A 15,887-nucleotide genomic window follows, 5' to 3' on the forward strand; every position below is an offset into this window, starting at 1 on the left:
GCATCCGCCGCTCAAACGGACCGCGAATGCATCTGCGACAGATAGGTGGGAAAAACCCACGCAACACCAGTTTTCATGATGATCACGAAGGTGTCACCTGACGCGTCGTCGATGTCACCCCTTCCGCCCGGCGGCCAAGCCGCGTCGCACCGTGCGGTGACAGTACCGGCACGAAGACACGGCGCGAAGCGCGCTGCGCGACCGGCACGCCCTGATAGAGCCGCTTCTGCGCCTCGACCACGATGACGCCGGAAAAGATCGGCCAGAACCGCCGGCCGGCGCGCTCCAGCACATTGTGGAACCGCATCATGAAGCGCCGCGGCGATGGCGGGAAGAACAGCGCGTCGGACCAGGAAGCCGGCGTGAAATTCGCCTCGCGCAGCAATTCTGTCAGCTGGCCGCGCGAGAACGGCCGGCCATTGCCGAACGGCGTGTGCTCGAACCGCGCCCAGACACCGCGCCGGTTGGGCACGACGATGACGACGCGCCCTGCCGGCGACAGCACCCGCCAGATCTCGTTCAGCGTCTCGCGCGGGTTTTCGACATGTTCGAGCGAATGCACGAGCAGCATGCGGTCGATGCAGGAATCGACCAGCGGCAATTCCTCGTCGAAGACCAGCGCCGTAGCCGTCGGCCCGTTCGCCGGCCAGACGACGGCGCCTTGCGTAGCAGGCATGAAGGCAAACACCCGCTCGGCATCGGTGCCGAACCGCTCCAGCCACGGCAAGGTATAGCCGAGCCCGACCAGCCGCTCATTCGGCACTGTTGCCCATATTGAGGACAGCGCCATGGTGATCGAGCGTTCAGCCAGGCGGCCGAGCGTGGTCGAATAGAAGGAGCGGAGATCGACGATATCGGAATGCATGCGCGGGACGGTAGCTGCGATGCCGCCGAAGTTCAACAAAGCCGCCAGGCTCTGCAAAGCTAGATGACATCAGCGGCCAAGCGCCCTATGTCTGCGCCAACAGATGGAGAGATGCCAATGCCGGTCGAAATCGAACAATTCATGTGCCGCAGCGACAATTTCGGTGTGCTGGTGCATGACCCGAAAAGCGGCGAGACCGCCATTATCGACGCACCCGAAGAAGCGCCGATCATTGCCGCTATCGAGCGTACCGGCTGGAAGCCGACGATGATCCTGACCACCCACCACCATGTCGACCATGTCGAGGCCAATCTGGCGCTGAAGGAGCGCTTCAAGCTGCGCATCGTCGGACCGGAGGCGGAAAAGGAAAAGATCCCCGGCATCGACGAGACCGTCGGGCAAGGCTCGGTCGTCCATCTCGGCGGTGAGCGGATCGATGTCATCGCCACGCCCGGCCACACTGCGGGCCATGTCTCCTATCATTTTCCGGCCTCGAAAGTGGCGTTCACCGCCGACACTTTGTTCGCGCTCGGCTGCGGCCGGCTGTTCGAATGCAAGCCGCCGGTGATGTATGAGTCGCTGAAGAAGCTCGTCGCACTCCCGGCCGACACGGTCATCTATTGCGGCCATGAGTATACGCTTTCGAACGCCCGCTTTGCGTTGACCGTCGACCCGACCAATTCGGCGCTGAAAGAACGCGCCGCCAAGATCGAGACCCTGCGCGCCGACAACAAGGCGACGCTGCCGACCACGATCGGCGAGGAATTGTCGACCAATCCGTTCCTGCGCTGGCACGACCCGGCGATCCGCAAGCATCTCGGTATGGAGGCGGCCTCCGACGCCGAAGTGTTCGCGGAAATCCGCAAGCGCAAGGACAATTTCTGAGCATCATTCCGGGATCAGCCATGACCAGCGCCGCTGAAATCATCGCCACGCTCGGCCTCAAGCCGCATCCGGAAGGCGGCTGGTATGCCGAGACCTTTCGCGACGGCGCCGGGCGCGGCCATTCGACGGCGATCTATTTCCTCCTTGAACAGGACCAGATTTCGGCCTGGCACCGGGTCAAGGACGCGGCCGAGGTCTGGCACTTCCATGCCGGAGCGCCGCTGGCGCTGTCGATGTGCGAGGAAGGTAGTCCAATGCTTAACCAGGTGATCGAGCAGGTGCTCGGCATTGAGCTTGCGGCGGGCGAGCGGCCGCAGATCGTCGTGCCGGCCGGCTGGTGGCAATCGGCGCGCAGCCTCGGCGAATGGACGTTGGTCGGCTGCACCGTGGCGCCGGGCTTCGACTTCGCCGCGTTTGAAATGGCCGAGCCGGGCTGGCAGCCTTAGGCCAGAAGAAAACCAAGAGTTATGCAGAGCTGGGCGGCATAGTAGAGCACCCAGACCGCATAACGGATGCCGGCGCGATAGGGTGCTATTGCCGGAAGCAGGAATTTCTCCGCGGCAAGCAGCCCGTCCGATGCCATGAACATAACAGCGCCGCCGATGACCCACGGATTGGCGAGCGTCAACGCCGAGATGCCCATCGCCAGAATGGCCGCGATATAGATGGCGATCGGCACCCGCAGGCCGGGACTGACACGGCGCCAGAGCGCCGCCAGCATGACGACTGCGAAGGCCGCCATGGCAAGCGCGATGGCGCCGCGCCATGTCTCGGTGCTGAGCACATCCAGCCCGCCGCCGCCGAGCAGGAAGAGCGGCACATAGAGGACATGCGCCGCAAGGAAGCTGGCCAGCCCGCCGAGGAAGGCCTTTTCGCCGTCACGCGACAGGAAGGCATCGCCGACGGCGCTGAGCGCCAGCGCAGAGACGAGCAACAGCGGCCCACCTTGCATGAAGGCCAGCGCCGCAAGCATGGCCACGGCCAGCGTCTTTGCCGCCGAGCGGGCCAGCGTCGGCCGCATATCCAGGGTGAAGGCGTAGATCACCGCCGCCACCAGCGAAAAAATCAATGTTGCATTTGCGTTGGCGTCGATGCCGCCGGCAAACGGCATCGTCATGCGCTTGCCCCGCCAGTTGCCGCCTTGCGCAGGAACAACGATTTCGCCGCCAGCGCCGCGCCGCCGGTGATCAGTACGCAGGCCGCCAGGATACGCAGCGACGGCTCGGCAACGCCCGCCGCGATCAGCACCAATGTCGACAGCAGTGGCGCCGCATAGCTTGCCGCGCCGAGCACCTGGATGTTGCCTCGTTTGACGCCGATATCCCAGGCGTAGAAGGCGGCACCCACCGGCATCAACCCCAAACCAACCACCGCCAGCCACTGGCCGGGGCCATCGGGCAGCACCGTCTTTTCCAGCAGAAGATGGCAGATGAGGGACAGGGCTGCCGTGGCGGCGCAGAACCAGGTGACGATTGAGGTCGGCACCGCCGGAAAGCGCCGCGACAGCAGCGAATAGGACGACCACAGCAGCGCACAGACGGCCGCCATCGCATAGCCGAAGGTGTAGCGAGCATCGAAGGCGAGGCCGCCACCCTTGGTGACGATCAGCACGGTCCCGGCGAGCCCGAGCAGCGCGCCGACGACATGGTTCCAGGCCAGCTTCTCGCCCGGCATCAGCGCTGATCCCAGCACGATCAGCAGCGGCCACAGATAGGCGATCAGGCTTGCCTCCACCGCCGGCGCGTTGCGCAGCGCGGTGAAATAGAAGAAATGGTAGCCGAACAGTCCGGCAATGCCGATCACCCAGACCTGGCGTGGGATCTTCAGGCTTTTATCGGTCGCCGGCATGAACAGCCGGGCAACCAGCCCGACCGCGGTGCCGATGGTGAAGGTGATGGCCGAGAGCAAGAATGGCGGCACGGCGCCCGACGCATCGGTGAGCAACGCCAGCAGCGCCCACATGGCGACCGCCGAGAAACCGATCAGTGTTGCGCGCCCCATGCCCGTCTCCGGCGACTCGCCCCATTTCTATTCGGGTGGGCGCGTCTATTCAGTAGCTTCGAACCGCCCCGCGCTGACAGTCAAGGTGCCGATCTGCGTCCCGACCGTGGCGTGGATCGGCGCATATATGCCGGTTTGGCCGAGCGGTGCAAACGTCACCATCATCTGGCTCTTCTTCTTCAGGTAATTCAGCGCCTTGCGGCCCTTGCGGTAGCCTGCCACCGGCTCGAAGCTCATCTTGCAGGTAACGGTGTCGCCCTTGTAGCCCTTGACCGAGATCGATCCTTTCGAGGCGTAGGTCAGCGTCAGGTCGGCGCGCATCTCGCCGTCATAGAATTTCACCTTGCGCCCACAGACCTGGTCGAGGCTGTCAGCATGGATGACGGTAGCCGCCATCGGATCGAGCACCGATGCCAGATCGTTGCTGCCCAGCGGTATCCAGTTTTTGGGATTGCGCTTTTTCGGCTCGGGAATGACCTGGGTGGCGGTCACCGCGCCATTGGCAAAGCGGATATCGACCATGGAAGCCTTCTTGCCGGACTTATAATCGGCGCGAAATACCTGCGGCTGCATCTGCTTGCCCAGGATCTTGCCCTTTGACGAGATCGTGCCGCTCGTGTCGTCGAACAAGGTGGCGAGACCCGCGCTGGAGACGGTGCCGTCTATGGAATAGCTATCGCCTTCGTAGTGGCTGGAAAATGTCGCCTTGGCCACGGAAAGGCCCAGGAACGACACCGTGTATTCGCCCTTGAAGGACTGTGCGGTGGCTGCGGGCGCGGCGGCAAGGGTTGATGTTGGCAAGGCGGCGACAAGTATGGCGACAACGGCATGTGACGGGCGAAGCATGGCGGGCTCGGTCCTTGATTTTTTTAACCGGAGGCGGGCGACTCCGGCTTGAAATGTCCCTGTCCGACCGCTTATAGGCTGAATTCCGGCCTTTATGTGAAACGCCCGTCACAGTCGTGGGCAAGCCGGAGCTTGACGCATTGGCGAAATGCAACTAAGGAACGCCAACTTTTCCATAAGGCCGCCTGACTGAAACCGCGCGCCACCCGGCGCGGGCGAACAAGGTTTGGCAGGCTAGACAGAACTGAAGGTTAGAACCATGTCCCGCACCTGCGAACTCACTGCCAAGGCAGTCCAGACCGGCAACAATGTGAGCCACGCCAACAACAAGACCAAGCGCCGCTTCCTGCCGAACCTCGTCAATGTGACGCTGATTTCGGAAGCGCTGAACCAGAATGTGCGCCTGCGCATTTCGGCCAACGCGCTGCGTTCGGTCGAGCATCGCGGCGGCCTCGACGCCTTCCTGGCCAAGGCCGACGCCAAGGAATTGTCGCAGCGCGCGCGCCTGTTGAAGAAGCAGATCGCCAAGAAGCTGGCCGACCAGCCCGCCGCTTAACGATATCAAGGCGGGGGACGACCGCCCTGAGCATCGGAGCAATCCGATGCTCAAAACTTCTAAGGCAGCAGCATCGGAGCAATCCGATGCTCAAAACTTGCAAGGCAGCGCGACCCGAACTTCGGCTAGCGCCTGGCTGGTTCCATTACCCAGGATAAAAAAATGACTTCCTTCTCGCGATATCTGCCCTTTGTGGCCGCCATGGCGCTTGTCGTCGTGGCATCGAACATCCTCGTGCAGTTCCCGATGCAGGGCCAGGCCGGCGGTCTGTCGCTGGGCGACATCCTGACCTGGGGCGCCTTCACCTATCCCTTCTCCTTCCTGGTCACCGACCTTGCCAACCGCCGCTACGGGCCGACCGTGGCGCGCCGCATCGTCCTTGTCGGCTTCATGACCGCTGTGGTCTGCTCGATCCTCGTCCCGCCCTTCCTGTTTCGCCACGGCCTGATCGAGTTCGAGACATCAGCCGACCGGCTGGTGCGCATCGCCACAGCTTCCGGCGCGACCTTCCTTTGCGCGCAATTGCTCGACGTCACCGTGTTCAACCGGTTGCGCCGGCAGAGCTGGTGGCGCGCGCCGATCGTCGGCACGCTGGTCGGCTCGGTGTTCGACACCCTGGTGTTCTTCAGCATCGCCTTTTCGGCCGCCTTCGCTTTTGCCGGCCCGAACGACAGCTTTGCGCTGGAGACGGCGCCGCTGATGGGCGTGCTGCCGGTCGAGACCATGCGCTGGGTCTCCTGGGCCCTGGGCGACCTCTCGGTGAAGCTGATCATCGCTGTTGTGGCCCTGATCCCCTACCGGCTGCTCGCCGCCCACTGGAGCCAGCCGGCCGTGGCTGTCTAGGCCGTGATCCCTTGGGTCCAGCTCGGCTCGGCCAAAACGCCTGACGGCGGACAGGAACTGCGGTTAAAGCAGCGCGGCAGCGAATTCTCGATCATGCTCGGCACCAATGAGCTGATGAACAGCCGCCTCGGCGGCTCCGAGGAAGCGCTGGCCAAGCTCTCCTGTGAAAAGATCGGCGGCCGCGCCCAACCGAAAATCCTGATCGGCGGCCTGGGCATGGGTTTTACGCTGCGCGCTGCGCTTGCCCAATTGGGCGCCGACGCAGGGATCACCGTTGCCGAGCTTGTCCCCGCCGTCATCGCCTGGGCGCGCGGCCCCATGGAAGCGGTCTTCGCCGGCTGTCTCGACGATCCCCGTGTGACGGTTCGCAAAGCCGACGTCGGGCACATCATAAGATCCGACAAGGCAGCCTGGGACGCCATCCTGCTCGATGTCGACAATGGCCCCGAAGGCATCGTCTACAAGGGCAACGACGCCCTCTATGGCGCTGCCGGCCTCGGCGCGGCGCGTGCAGCGCTCAGGCCCGGGGGCGTGCTGGCTGTTTGGTCGCAAGGCCCCGATGCCGGCTTCACACTTAGGCTCAAGCAGGCGGGCTTTGTCGTGGACGAGGTGAAGACGCGCGCCAATGGCAAGCGCGGCGCGCGCCACGTCATCTGGATCGCCACCAAGCCTTAGGGCTCTCAATCCTGGTGCAGGATGAATTCCAGATAGAGGTTGCGCTGCAGGATCGAATGGTTGTCATCCGAGATCAGCGACACCATCAGCGCTCTGTCATCGCGGGTCCAGACGTCGAGTCCTTCCATATTGTCGATCTGGTAGCCCATGTCGGCTTCCATCAGCACCGGCCCGTCGGCAACCGCGCCCTTCTCGACGCTTTCGCCATAGATGCGCCTTAGCCGCATCCTGACACCGCCGGCCATCGAGAAACTGCGCTCCAAAAGCAGCAGGTCGCCATCCGGCAGGAAGGCGCCGTCAGTGATGTCGAAATCACCGTTGCGCTTGACCGTGAAGACGCCCTTGTGCGGCCCTTCGATGATGGCGGCATAGATGTTGCCAGCCTTGTCCAAGCTCTTTTCCGAGACCACGACGAGGCCGCCCTCGTGCTGGCCGTTGGGATTGGCGTGGGTGACGGTCTCGAAACCGCGGTTCTGTCGCAGTTCGCGGGCTGGAACCAGAAAGTTCAGTTGCTTGAACGGCGCCGTCATGTTGCTGGGGTCGATCTTGAACTGGGCGACGCGGTGATCGCGCTCGAAGCCGACGGTGGCGATGCCGTCCTTGACTGCAAGGCCCTCGGCATCGACTTCCCATTTCCTGTCGATCGGCCGGCCCTTCTCATCGACCATCTGCTGCATGCGGAAATTCTGGATGCCGGACGGCCGCTTGTCGGCATCATGGGTGATAGAGCCGAAGAACCAGAAGCCCGTATCGGCGACGCCGATGAAATCGCTGCCGGGTTTGACGAACCGAAATGCCGACAGCGCGCCGAAATCGCGCGTCGTCGAGTTCATCTCAAGACCGCCGACGAATTCCAGCGGCCCAAACTGCTTGTCGGCGCTGCCGATATGGAAGGTGGTGATCGGTCGCGCCGAGACTTCGACCGGCTCGACCGCGCTTGGGCCGGCGGCGATGGCCGGCGCAAACGCCATGCCGGACAACGCAGTGACCGCGAAGAGCATCTGCCGAAACCCGCCGCGCAAAAAAATCATCCGGCGCGCCGGTAGCCGCCGCGGCGTGTATCGCGCACGTTTTCCTCGGCGAACAGCGAGGCCAGCTGCTCGGTCATGGCGCCGGCCAGTTCCTCGGCATCAACGATGGTGACGGCGCGCCTGTAATAGCGGGTGACGTCGTGGCCGATGCCGATGGCCAGAAGCTCGACCGGCGAGCGCGTCTCGATCAGCTCGATGACGGCGCGCAGGTGCCGCTCGAGATAGTTGCCAGGATTGACCGACAGCGTCGAATCGTCGACCGGCGCGCCGTCCGAGATCATCATCAGGATCTTGCGCTGTTCGGGCCGGGCGATCAGCCGGTTGTGCGCCCATAACAACGCCTCGCCGTCGATGTTTTCCTTGAGCAGGCCCTCGCGCATCATCAGGCCGAGATTGCGCCGGGCGCGACGCCACGGATGATCGGCGGATTTGTAGATGATGTGGCGCAGATCGTTGAGCCGGCCGGGGTTCGGCGGCTTGCCGTCCTTCAGCCACTTCTCGCGCGCCTGTCCGCCCTTCCACGCCCGCGTGGTGAAGCCGAGGATCTCGACCGAGACGCCGCAGCGCTCCAGCGTGCGCGCCAGAATGTCGGCACAGGTGGCGGCAACCGTGATCGGCCGACCGCGCATCGAGCCCGAATTGTCGAGCACCAGCGTCACCACCGTGTCGCGGAATTTGGTGTCGCGCTCCTGCTTGAACGACAAGGGCTGCATCGGGTCGATGACGACACGAACCAGGCGTGCCGGATCGAGATAACCCTCTTCGAGGTCGAAATCCCAGGAACGGTTCTGCTGCGCCATCAGGCGGCGCTGCAGCCGGTTGGCGAGCCGTCCGACGACGCCGGAGAGATTGGCCAACTGCTTGTCGAGGAAGGCGCGCAGCCGGTCGAGTTCTTCCTCCTCGCACAGGTCTTCCGCACCGACCGTCTCGTCGAAGGCGGTGGTGAAAACCTTGTAGTCGATCTCTTTCGGCAGGTTGGCGAAGGGGTTGTCGTTACGGCGCGCCTCGCCCGGCGTTTCGGCGTCCGCATCGTCATCGTCGGAAAGATCGTCGGCAGTGGCGTCGGAGGCCTCAGTCTCGGACGACTGTTCGTCGTCAGCCGAGGCCTCGGCATCCTCTGACTGCGACTGCTCGGAGCCGGAATCCTCTTCACCGCCCTCCTCGCTCTGCTCCTCGCCTTGCGGCTGGTTGTCGTCATTGTCCTCGGAGTCTTCGGTTTCCTGGTCGTCGCCGAGTTCCTCGGCCATCTCCATGGACGCAAGCATCTCGCGCACGACGCGGGCAAAGGCCTGCTGGTCGCCAAGCTTGGCCGACAGTCCGTCGAGATCGGCCTTGGCTTTTTCCTCGACCCAGGGCCGCCAGAGGTCGACCAGCCGTTCGCCGCTCTTCGGGATCGGCCGTCCGGTCAGCTTTTCGCGCACCATAAGCGCCAGCGCCTCCTCGATCGGCGCGTCGGCCTTGTCCTTGACGTCGACAAGGTTGGCCTTGGCGTATTTGTCCTCCAGCATCGAGCCGATATTGTCGGCGACGCCTTGCATGGCGCGGCTGCCGATCGCCTCGACGCGGGCCTGTTCCACGGCGTCATAGATCGAGCGCGCCAGCTTGCCTTCCGGCGCCAGTTTGGTGTGGATGCGCTGATCGTGGCAGGCGCGCTTCAGCGCCATGGAATCGCCCAGGCCACGAGTAATCGCGATGTCTGTCTTGGACGCTTTCTTCGGCAGTTCGGGCAGTCGGGCGCGGCTGCCGGCGAGCGCCGGGCGGTCCTTGGCGAAACCGACTTCGAGCTCCTTGTCGCCGGCGATGGCGCGCATGCAGACGGTGACGGCACGCTTGAAGCTGTCGGCTTCAGACCCCGTCTTCGACTTGTTGCGCGTATTGTCGCCCGGACCCGCCATCGAGGCTCAGCTTACCCCAGCACCACGTTGGCGGCGCTCTCGGGCAAATCTTCGCCGAAGGCGCGCTGGTAGAACTCGGCCACCACCGAACGCTCCAGCTCGTCGCACTTGTTGAGGAAGGTCAGCCGGAACGCCATGCCGATATTGCCGAAGATCTCGGCATTTTCGGCCCAGGTGATGACGGTACGCGGGCTCATCACGGTCGACAGATCGCCATTGATGAAGGCCGAGCGCGTCATGTCGGCGACCCGCACCATCTTGTTGACGATGTCCTTGCCCTTGCCGTCGCGATAGTGCTTGGCCTTGGCCAGCACTATGTTCACCTCATTGTCGTGCGGCAGGTAGTTCAGCGTGGTGACGATCGACCAGCGATCCATCTGCGCCTGGTTGATCTGCTGCGTGCCGTGATAGAGGCCGGTAGTGTCGCCGAGGCCGACCGTGTTGGCGGTCGAAAACAGCCGGAACGCCGGATGCGGGCGGATGACCCGGCTCTGGTCGAGCAGCGTCAGGCGGCCCGACGATTCCAGCACGCGCTGGATGACGAACATCACGTCCGGACGGCCTGCATCGTACTCGTCGAAGCAGAGCGCGACATTGTGCTGGTAGGCCCAGGGCAGGATGCCGTCGCGGAATTCGGTGATCTGCAGGCCATCCTTGACGACGATGGCGTCCTTGCCGACGAGGTCGATACGGCTGACATGGCTGTCGAGGTTGACTCGCACGCAGGGCCAGTTAAGGCGGGCGGCGACCTGTTCGATATGGGTCGATTTGCCGGTGCCGTGATAGCCAGACACCATGACGCGGCGATTGTAGGCAAAGCCGGCAAGGATCGCCAGCGTCGTCGCCTTGTCGAACAGATAGTCCGGATCGATGTCCGGCACATGTTCCGAGGTCACCGAATAGGCCGGCACCACCATCTTGGACTCGAAGCCGAATTTGTCTTTCACCGACACCGTCGTGTCGGGCAAATTGGCGATGTCGCGATCGACCTTGTTCATCTCTATCCAAGTCTCCACGGGCGAAATGCCTGATTTCGCCGGCAATCGATTTTGTCCGGGGGCGGTCTTAGAGCCTTTTCCACCCTTATGAAAGTTGGAAAACGACACGAACCGTTAGGTTGCTCAGCACAAACCCGCCTGCTTGAGCACGCGATAGGCCTGCAGCACATCGCGGAACCGGTCTTCCGAACCTCTATCGCCGCCATTCGCATCCGGATGGTGGCGCTTCACAAGTTCCTTATAGCGCGCCTTGATGTCCTTGCCAGTCGCCTTTGTATCAAGGCCAAGCGTTTCCAGCGCCTTGGCCTCAAGCGGCTTGGCCTTGCGTTCGCGCGCCTCGCGCGGGTCCTTCGGCCCTTTGAACAGATCGAAGGGATCGCGCATGCGGTTGTAATAGCCGGCGCGACCGGAACGCTGCTGGGCGAAATCGGGCGAGGAGCGCGTCGAGGCGCCGGCGACGCCCATCTTCCATGTCGGCCGGTGGCCGGTCATCGCTTCCTTCTGGAAGCGGGCTATCTCGGTGTCCGGCACGCCGGAGAAGTAGTTGAAACCCTTGTTGTATTCGCGCACATGATCGAAGCAGAACTGAAAATACTCGCCTTCCTTCATGCGTCCGACCGGCGCCCGGTGTGTACCGGCCTCCTTGCAGCCGTCCCACTGGCAGATCGGCGAGTGCGACTTCAGCTCCGCATCCTTGTCGGGACGGACCCGAATTTTCTCGAAATATTTGGGGTACGGTTTCATCTCACCCATTTATGGGCTGTTCGCACGTGCGAAACAAGAATTGACATTTTCGCGATCATCGCCCTAACCGCTGAATCGCTGCATAAAGCAGGGCGAATGGCAGATTTTTGAGGCGGCCCGGCGGGATCGATCCCGATTTCCCGATCACGCCTTGCAGATATGGTGAAGGGAGATGGCGATGTCCATACAGGCGACGATGGAAGACAAGCTGAACAAGGCGTTTTCGCCGGAGCGGCTGGCGATCGTCAATGAAAGCCACCTTCATGCCGGTCATCACCACCACGGCTCCGACGATCACGGTGCCTATGACGGCACCGGCGAGACGCATTTTCGCGTCCGCATCGTCTCATCCGTCTTTGCCGGCATGAGCCGCATCGACCGCCACCGCGCCGTCAACGAATTGCTCGCAGCGGAGCTGCAAGCCGGCGTCCATGCGCTGGCAATCGAACCGGCTGCACCCGGCGAAAAGACCCGTTGGTAAGTCTCTCCGCCTCAGATCACCGCTTCGATGAGAAACGGTCCCGGACGCGACAGGGCACTGTCGAGCAGCGCGTCGAACCGCTCGCACGTGTCGGCGCGGGCCGCCTCGACGCCCATGCCTTTGGCCAGCGCAACCCAGTCCAGCGCCGGATGGTCGAGATCGAGCATGCGCCTAGCGTTCTCGCCGATCTCATTGACCCCGACATTCTTCATTTCGCCATGCAGGATGGCGTAGGTCCGGTTGGAAAAGATGATGGTCACGACGTCAAGCTTTTCCCTGGCCTGGGTCCACAGTCCCTGCACCGTGTACATGCCACTGCCGTCGGCTTCGAGATTGATCACCTTGCGGTCCGGGCAGGCGATCGCCGCGCCGGTAGCCATGGGAATGCCGCCGCCGATCGATCCGCCCGTACCCATCATGTAGTCGTGAGGCGCCGCAAAGGCGGATAGCGCGAAGAACCGTCTCGCCGAGGTGACCGCTTCGTCGCAGACGATGGCATTGGCCGGAAGTTTGCGCGCTACCGACAGCGCGATGGCATCGTCCGTCAGTCTCCCGCTCAGCGTCGTTTCGTCTGGAAAGGCGGTTGCGGCGACGAATTGCTGCGTCGGCTTGATGCCGAGCTCGTCGGCCAGCGCCTCCAGCGCCGCTTTCAGATCCTGGCCATGCGCCGCCAGCGAAAGCACCTTGCAATCGTCCCGAACCAGCCGCCCGGGCTTGCCGGGATAAGCGAAGAAGGCAACCGGCTCCTTGGCGCCGACCAGCACCAGCAAATCGATATCCCGGAGCGTGGCCGTCGCCGCATCGACCGGATAGGGAATGCGGGTCGGGGCGAACCGCCCGCGGCCGCGCTGCATGCGGGCGATCAGAACCTCACTGAACAGCCTGACATCGCTTCCCGATGACATTCTCCCTGCGATTTCAAGTCCATCGGCGCGCGCCGCCTGCCCACGCACCACCATGCCGACACGGCCCGGCGCGGCGCGGATTGCTTCGGCGATCGTGCGCACAACGGCCATGTCGACGGCAGGCGGCGGCTCCAGCTCCACCTTGCCAGGTGAAATCGCAGCAACTTCGCCCCAGGCGGCATCCGCAGGCAGGATCAGCGTCGTGACGCCAGGCGGCGTGAGTGAGGCGCGGAAAGCCGCCTCTGCGGCCGGCACAATATCGGCCGGCCCCTTGACGCGGCCAACCCAGTTCGACATCGGCGACGCCAGGCCTTCTATGTCGCTGGTCAGCGGGGCATCGAGCGGCAGATGGTAGGAAGCATGGTCGCCGACAATGTTGATCATCGGGCTGCGCGCACGCCTTGCGTTGTGCATGTTGGCCAAACCGTTGGCGAGACCCGGTCCGGTATGCAGCAACGTTGCTGCCGGGCGGTCGGTCATGCGCGCATAGCCGTCGGCGGCGCCGGTCACCACGCCCTCGAACAGGCCGAGCACGCAACGCATCTGAAGTTTGCGGTCCAGTGCGGCAACGAAATGCATTTCGGATGTGCCAGGATTGGCGAAGCAGACCGTGACGTCATTGGCCAGGAGCACGTCGCATAGCAGATCGGCGCCATTCATGATTTTCTTTCCCAATCGACAATTCAGGAACAATTGCACCTGTAGGCGCCGGGTCGGCAATGTCCCGCCGGGGCTTTTGGTCTGATCCAGGACGCCTCGCGGGGATCCGGCGATCAACCGACGGTCCATTCAGGAAGGCCAGCATCGCGGCGGTCAACGCGTCGCGGTCCTCGCCGAAGTCGTGATTGATCGACATATGCGTGTAGGCGTTGCCGTCGAACAGCGTCACTTCAGTGCCGATGGCGCGCAGGCGTTTGGCAAAGCCTTCGATTGGTCGTCGCGGCCTTCGGCGCGCGAATAGGCGATGAAGGTCGGCGGATGCTTGTGTCCATCGAGATAGCTGGCCGGCGACAACGCCGCCCATCAGCGCCGCAGCGACGGGCAACCCGCCATTCCAGCCACTCCGAATGTTTCCTCCCAAGCCTTCTACCCGGATTGCAGCCACTCTCCTTCATGTGAAGGGAACCAACAATGCTTTCCGACAGTTGAAGGTGATGAGGCGATTGGAATCCAGATCGGCTCCGAGGGCAGAACATCATGCGTGCAACCCAATCCGACGTCTTCGATCTTTTTTCGGAAATTTATGCCAATGCGGCGGACGAAGAGGTCAGCATCCAACAGTATCTTCTTGCCTGTCGGGAAGACAAATCGATGTACGCTTCGGCTCCCGAAAGGATGGTCGACGCAATCGGCGAACCAAAACTGGTTGACACCAGCAAAGACGAACGGCTCGGCCGCATTTTCTCGAATCGGACCCTCAAGGTCTACCCTCATTTTTCCGACTTCTATGGAATGGAGGATACGATCGAGCGCATAGCCGGGTATTTCCGCTATGCCTCGCAGGGGCTCGAAGAACGCAAGCAGATCCTCTATCTCCTCGGCCCGGTCGGCGGCGGCAAATCCTCTCTGGCCGAGCGCCTGAAGAAACTGATGGAGCAGCGCCCGATCTACACGCTGAAGGTCGGCAACCAGATCAGCCCGGTTTTCGAGTCGCCGCTTGGGCTGTTCCATCCCGATCACATGGGTGATCTGCTAGAGGATAAATACGGCATAGCCCGGCGCCGGCTGAACGGATTGATTTCGCCATGGGCGGCCAAGCGCCTCGACGAATTGTCTGGCGACATTTCCAAATTCAGCGTTGTCAAGCTGATGCCTTCGCGGCTGCGCCAGATCGGCATTGCCAAGACCGAACCTGGCGATGAGAACAATCAGGATGTCTCGGCCCTGGTCGGCAAGGTCGACATCAGGCAATTGGAAAATTTTAGCCAGTCCGACCCCGATGCCTATTCCTATAGCGGTGGCCTGAACCGGACCACGCAAGGTCTGCTTGAATTCGTCGAGATGTTCAAGGCACCCATCAAGGTTCTGCATCCGCTGCTGACCGCGACACAGGAAGGCAGCTACAACGGCACTGAAAATTTCGGCGCCTTTCCCTACCAGGGGATCATCGTCGCCCATTCCAACGAGTCGGAATGGCAACAGTTCAAGAGCAACAAGAACAACGAGGCGTTTCTCGATCGCATCCTGGTGGTCAAGGTACCCTATTGCCTGCGGATCACCGAAGAGAGGCAGATCTATGAGAAATTGCTGCGTGAGAGCGAGTTGGCCGCCAGCCCCTGTGCCCCTGAAGTTTTGGACATCCTCAGCCGCTTTGCAGTTTCGACGCGCTTGGCCGAGCACGACAACTCGCCGCTTTACACCAAGATGCGCGCCTATGACGGCGAAAATCTGAAGGAAGTCGATCCCAGGGCAAAGTCGGTCCAAGAATATCGCGACGCCGCCGGCGTCGATGAAGGCATGACGGGCGTCAGCACGCGCTTTGCCTTTAAGATCCTTTCGCAGACATTCAACTTCGATAATGAGGAGGTGGCCGCCGATCCTGTGCATCTGATGTACATTCTGGAGGAGGCGATCAAGCGGGAGCAGTTCCCGAAGGAAACGGAAGCGGCCTATCTTGAATTCATCAAGTCGGAGCTTGCGGCGCGCTACGCCGAGTTCATCGGCCACGAAATCCAGAAGGCCTATCTGGAGTCCTATAGCGAATACGGCCAGAACCTCTTCGACCGCTACATCGCCTATGCGGATGCCTGGATTGAGGACCAGGACTACAAGGACCCCGACACCGGCCAGATCCTCAACCGGGAGATCCTGGACAACGAACTTTCGCAGGTCGAGAAACCGGCAGGCATCGCCAATCCCAAGGACTTCCGTAACGAGGTGGTGAAGTTCACTCTGCGCGCTCGCGCAAGAAACCACGGCCGCAACCCGTCATGGACCAGCTATGAAAAACTGCGCGAGGTCATCGAGAAGCGGATGTTCGGACAGGTCGAGGACCTCTTGCCGGTGATCAGCTTCGGCTCCAAGCAAGACAGCGTTACGGAAAAGCGCCATAACGAATTCGTACAGCGCATGATCGAGCGTGGCTACACAGAACGGCAGGTACGCCGGCTGGTGGACTGGTACATGCGGGTGAACAAGGCGGGTTGACAGAGCCGGATGGTT

17 protein-coding genes are annotated in these 15,887 nt (G+C 62.5%); 7 read left to right on the plus strand and 10 right to left on the minus strand.

Annotated features, from left to right (window positions below):
* Positions 1-82 precede the first annotated feature (82 nt).
* Positions 83-865, minus strand: a complete 783-nt coding sequence (locus tag ACYG97_RS19940; RefSeq protein ID WP_023670688.1) for a class I SAM-dependent methyltransferase — start codon at positions 863-865, stop codon at positions 83-85.
* A gap of 117 nt (positions 866-982) precedes the next feature.
* Here ACYG97_RS19940 and gloB point away from each other — a divergent pair, with 117 nt between their 5' ends.
* The gene (gloB, locus tag ACYG97_RS19945; RefSeq protein ID WP_023734615.1) at positions 983-1,750 is read left to right on the plus strand and encodes a hydroxyacylglutathione hydrolase; all 768 of its coding nucleotides are present in this window, start codon (positions 983-985) and stop codon (positions 1,748-1,750) included.
* A 20-nt stretch (positions 1,751-1,770) separates the two neighbouring features.
* The gene (locus ACYG97_RS19950; RefSeq protein WP_023706325.1) at positions 1,771-2,196 is read left to right on the plus strand and encodes a cupin domain-containing protein; all 426 of its coding nucleotides are present in this window, start codon (positions 1,771-1,773) and stop codon (positions 2,194-2,196) included.
* Here ACYG97_RS19950 and ACYG97_RS19955 read toward each other — a convergent pair.
* From ACYG97_RS19955 to ACYG97_RS19965, 3 genes are read right to left on the minus strand one after another with little or no spacing between them, the layout of a single operon-like run.
* Positions 2,193-2,867 carry a lysoplasmalogenase family protein gene (locus tag ACYG97_RS19955; protein WP_023734616.1) on the minus strand — a complete coding sequence of 225 codons (675 nt, stop codon included), beginning with the start codon at positions 2,865-2,867 and terminating at the stop codon, positions 2,193-2,195. The genes ACYG97_RS19950 and ACYG97_RS19955 overlap by 4 nt on opposite strands.
* Positions 2,864-3,751 carry an aromatic amino acid exporter YddG gene (gene yddG, locus ACYG97_RS19960; protein WP_023670684.1) on the minus strand — a complete coding sequence of 296 codons (888 nt, stop codon included), beginning with the start codon at positions 3,749-3,751 and terminating at the stop codon, positions 2,864-2,866. Before yddG ends, ACYG97_RS19955 begins: the two co-directional genes overlap by 4 nt.
* A gap of 45 nt (positions 3,752-3,796) precedes the next feature.
* Positions 3,797-4,597: a DUF3108 domain-containing protein gene (locus tag ACYG97_RS19965; RefSeq protein ID WP_023711708.1), complete on the minus strand. Its 801-nt coding sequence runs from the start codon at positions 4,595-4,597 to the stop codon at positions 3,797-3,799.
* A 259-nt stretch (positions 4,598-4,856) separates the two neighbouring features.
* On the opposite strand from ACYG97_RS19965, the gene rpmB reads away from it, so the two are divergent.
* The 3 genes from rpmB to ACYG97_RS19980 all read left to right on the plus strand — a co-directional run bounded on the left by rpmB (position 4,857) and on the right by ACYG97_RS19980 (position 6,671).
* Positions 4,857-5,153 (plus strand): 50S ribosomal protein L28, encoded by a 297-nt coding sequence (gene rpmB, locus ACYG97_RS19970; RefSeq protein WP_023670682.1) that lies wholly within the window; start codon positions 4,857-4,859, stop codon positions 5,151-5,153.
* Positions 5,154-5,315: 162 nt separating this feature from the next.
* On the plus strand, positions 5,316-5,996 hold the full coding sequence (locus ACYG97_RS19975; RefSeq protein ID WP_023734617.1) for a queuosine precursor transporter: 681 nt from the start codon (positions 5,316-5,318) through the stop codon (positions 5,994-5,996).
* Positions 5,997-5,999: 3 nt separating this feature from the next.
* Positions 6,000-6,671 carry a polyamine aminopropyltransferase gene (locus ACYG97_RS19980; RefSeq protein ID WP_023734618.1) on the plus strand — a complete coding sequence of 224 codons (672 nt, stop codon included), beginning with the start codon at positions 6,000-6,002 and terminating at the stop codon, positions 6,669-6,671.
* A 5-nt stretch (positions 6,672-6,676) separates the two neighbouring features.
* Here the strand turns inward: ACYG97_RS19980 and ACYG97_RS19985 are convergent, their stop codons facing one another.
* From ACYG97_RS19985 to ACYG97_RS20000, 4 genes are all read right to left on the minus strand, one after another.
* Positions 6,677-7,702, minus strand: coding sequence for an esterase-like activity of phytase family protein (locus ACYG97_RS19985; protein ID WP_023734619.1), 1,026 nt, complete (start codon positions 7,700-7,702; stop codon positions 6,677-6,679).
* Entirely contained in the window at positions 7,699-9,597 is a 1,899-nt protein-coding gene (cobT, locus tag ACYG97_RS19990) for a cobaltochelatase subunit CobT (protein ID WP_023699107.1), read from the minus strand. The genes ACYG97_RS19985 and cobT overlap by 4 nt, the downstream gene beginning before the upstream one ends.
* 11 nt (positions 9,598-9,608) lie before the next feature.
* Positions 9,609-10,595 carry a cobaltochelatase subunit CobS gene (gene cobS, locus ACYG97_RS19995; protein ID WP_023670677.1) on the minus strand — a complete coding sequence of 329 codons (987 nt, stop codon included), beginning with the start codon at positions 10,593-10,595 and terminating at the stop codon, positions 9,609-9,611.
* 123 nt (positions 10,596-10,718) lie between these two features.
* Positions 10,719-11,348 (minus strand): J domain-containing protein, encoded by a 630-nt coding sequence (locus tag ACYG97_RS20000; RefSeq protein WP_032887126.1) that lies wholly within the window; start codon positions 11,346-11,348, stop codon positions 10,719-10,721.
* Between the two features lie 169 nt (positions 11,349-11,517).
* Here ACYG97_RS20000 and ACYG97_RS20005 point away from each other — a divergent pair, with 169 nt between their 5' ends.
* Complete coding sequence (locus tag ACYG97_RS20005; protein ID WP_023670675.1) at positions 11,518-11,820, plus strand: BolA family protein; 303 nt, start codon at positions 11,518-11,520, stop codon at positions 11,818-11,820.
* Between the two features lie 11 nt (positions 11,821-11,831).
* On the opposite strand, the gene ACYG97_RS20010 is transcribed toward ACYG97_RS20005, so the two are convergent.
* The gene (locus ACYG97_RS20010) at positions 11,832-13,385 is read right to left on the minus strand and encodes an acetolactate synthase large subunit (protein WP_023734620.1); all 1,554 of its coding nucleotides are present in this window, start codon (positions 13,383-13,385) and stop codon (positions 11,832-11,834) included.
* Positions 13,342-13,770 carry a hypothetical protein gene (locus ACYG97_RS20015; RefSeq protein ID WP_245260888.1) on the minus strand — a complete coding sequence of 143 codons (429 nt, stop codon included), beginning with the start codon at positions 13,768-13,770 and terminating at the stop codon, positions 13,342-13,344. The genes ACYG97_RS20010 and ACYG97_RS20015 overlap by 44 nt, the downstream gene beginning before the upstream one ends.
* 152 nt (positions 13,771-13,922) lie before the next feature.
* On the opposite strand from ACYG97_RS20015, the gene ACYG97_RS20020 reads away from it, so the two are divergent.
* Entirely contained in the window at positions 13,923-15,872 is a 1,950-nt protein-coding gene (locus ACYG97_RS20020) for a PrkA family serine protein kinase (protein WP_023714986.1), read from the plus strand.
* Positions 15,873-15,887: the final 15 nt, after the last annotated feature.

It is taken from the genome of Mesorhizobium sp. W067 (assembly GCF_054719525.1).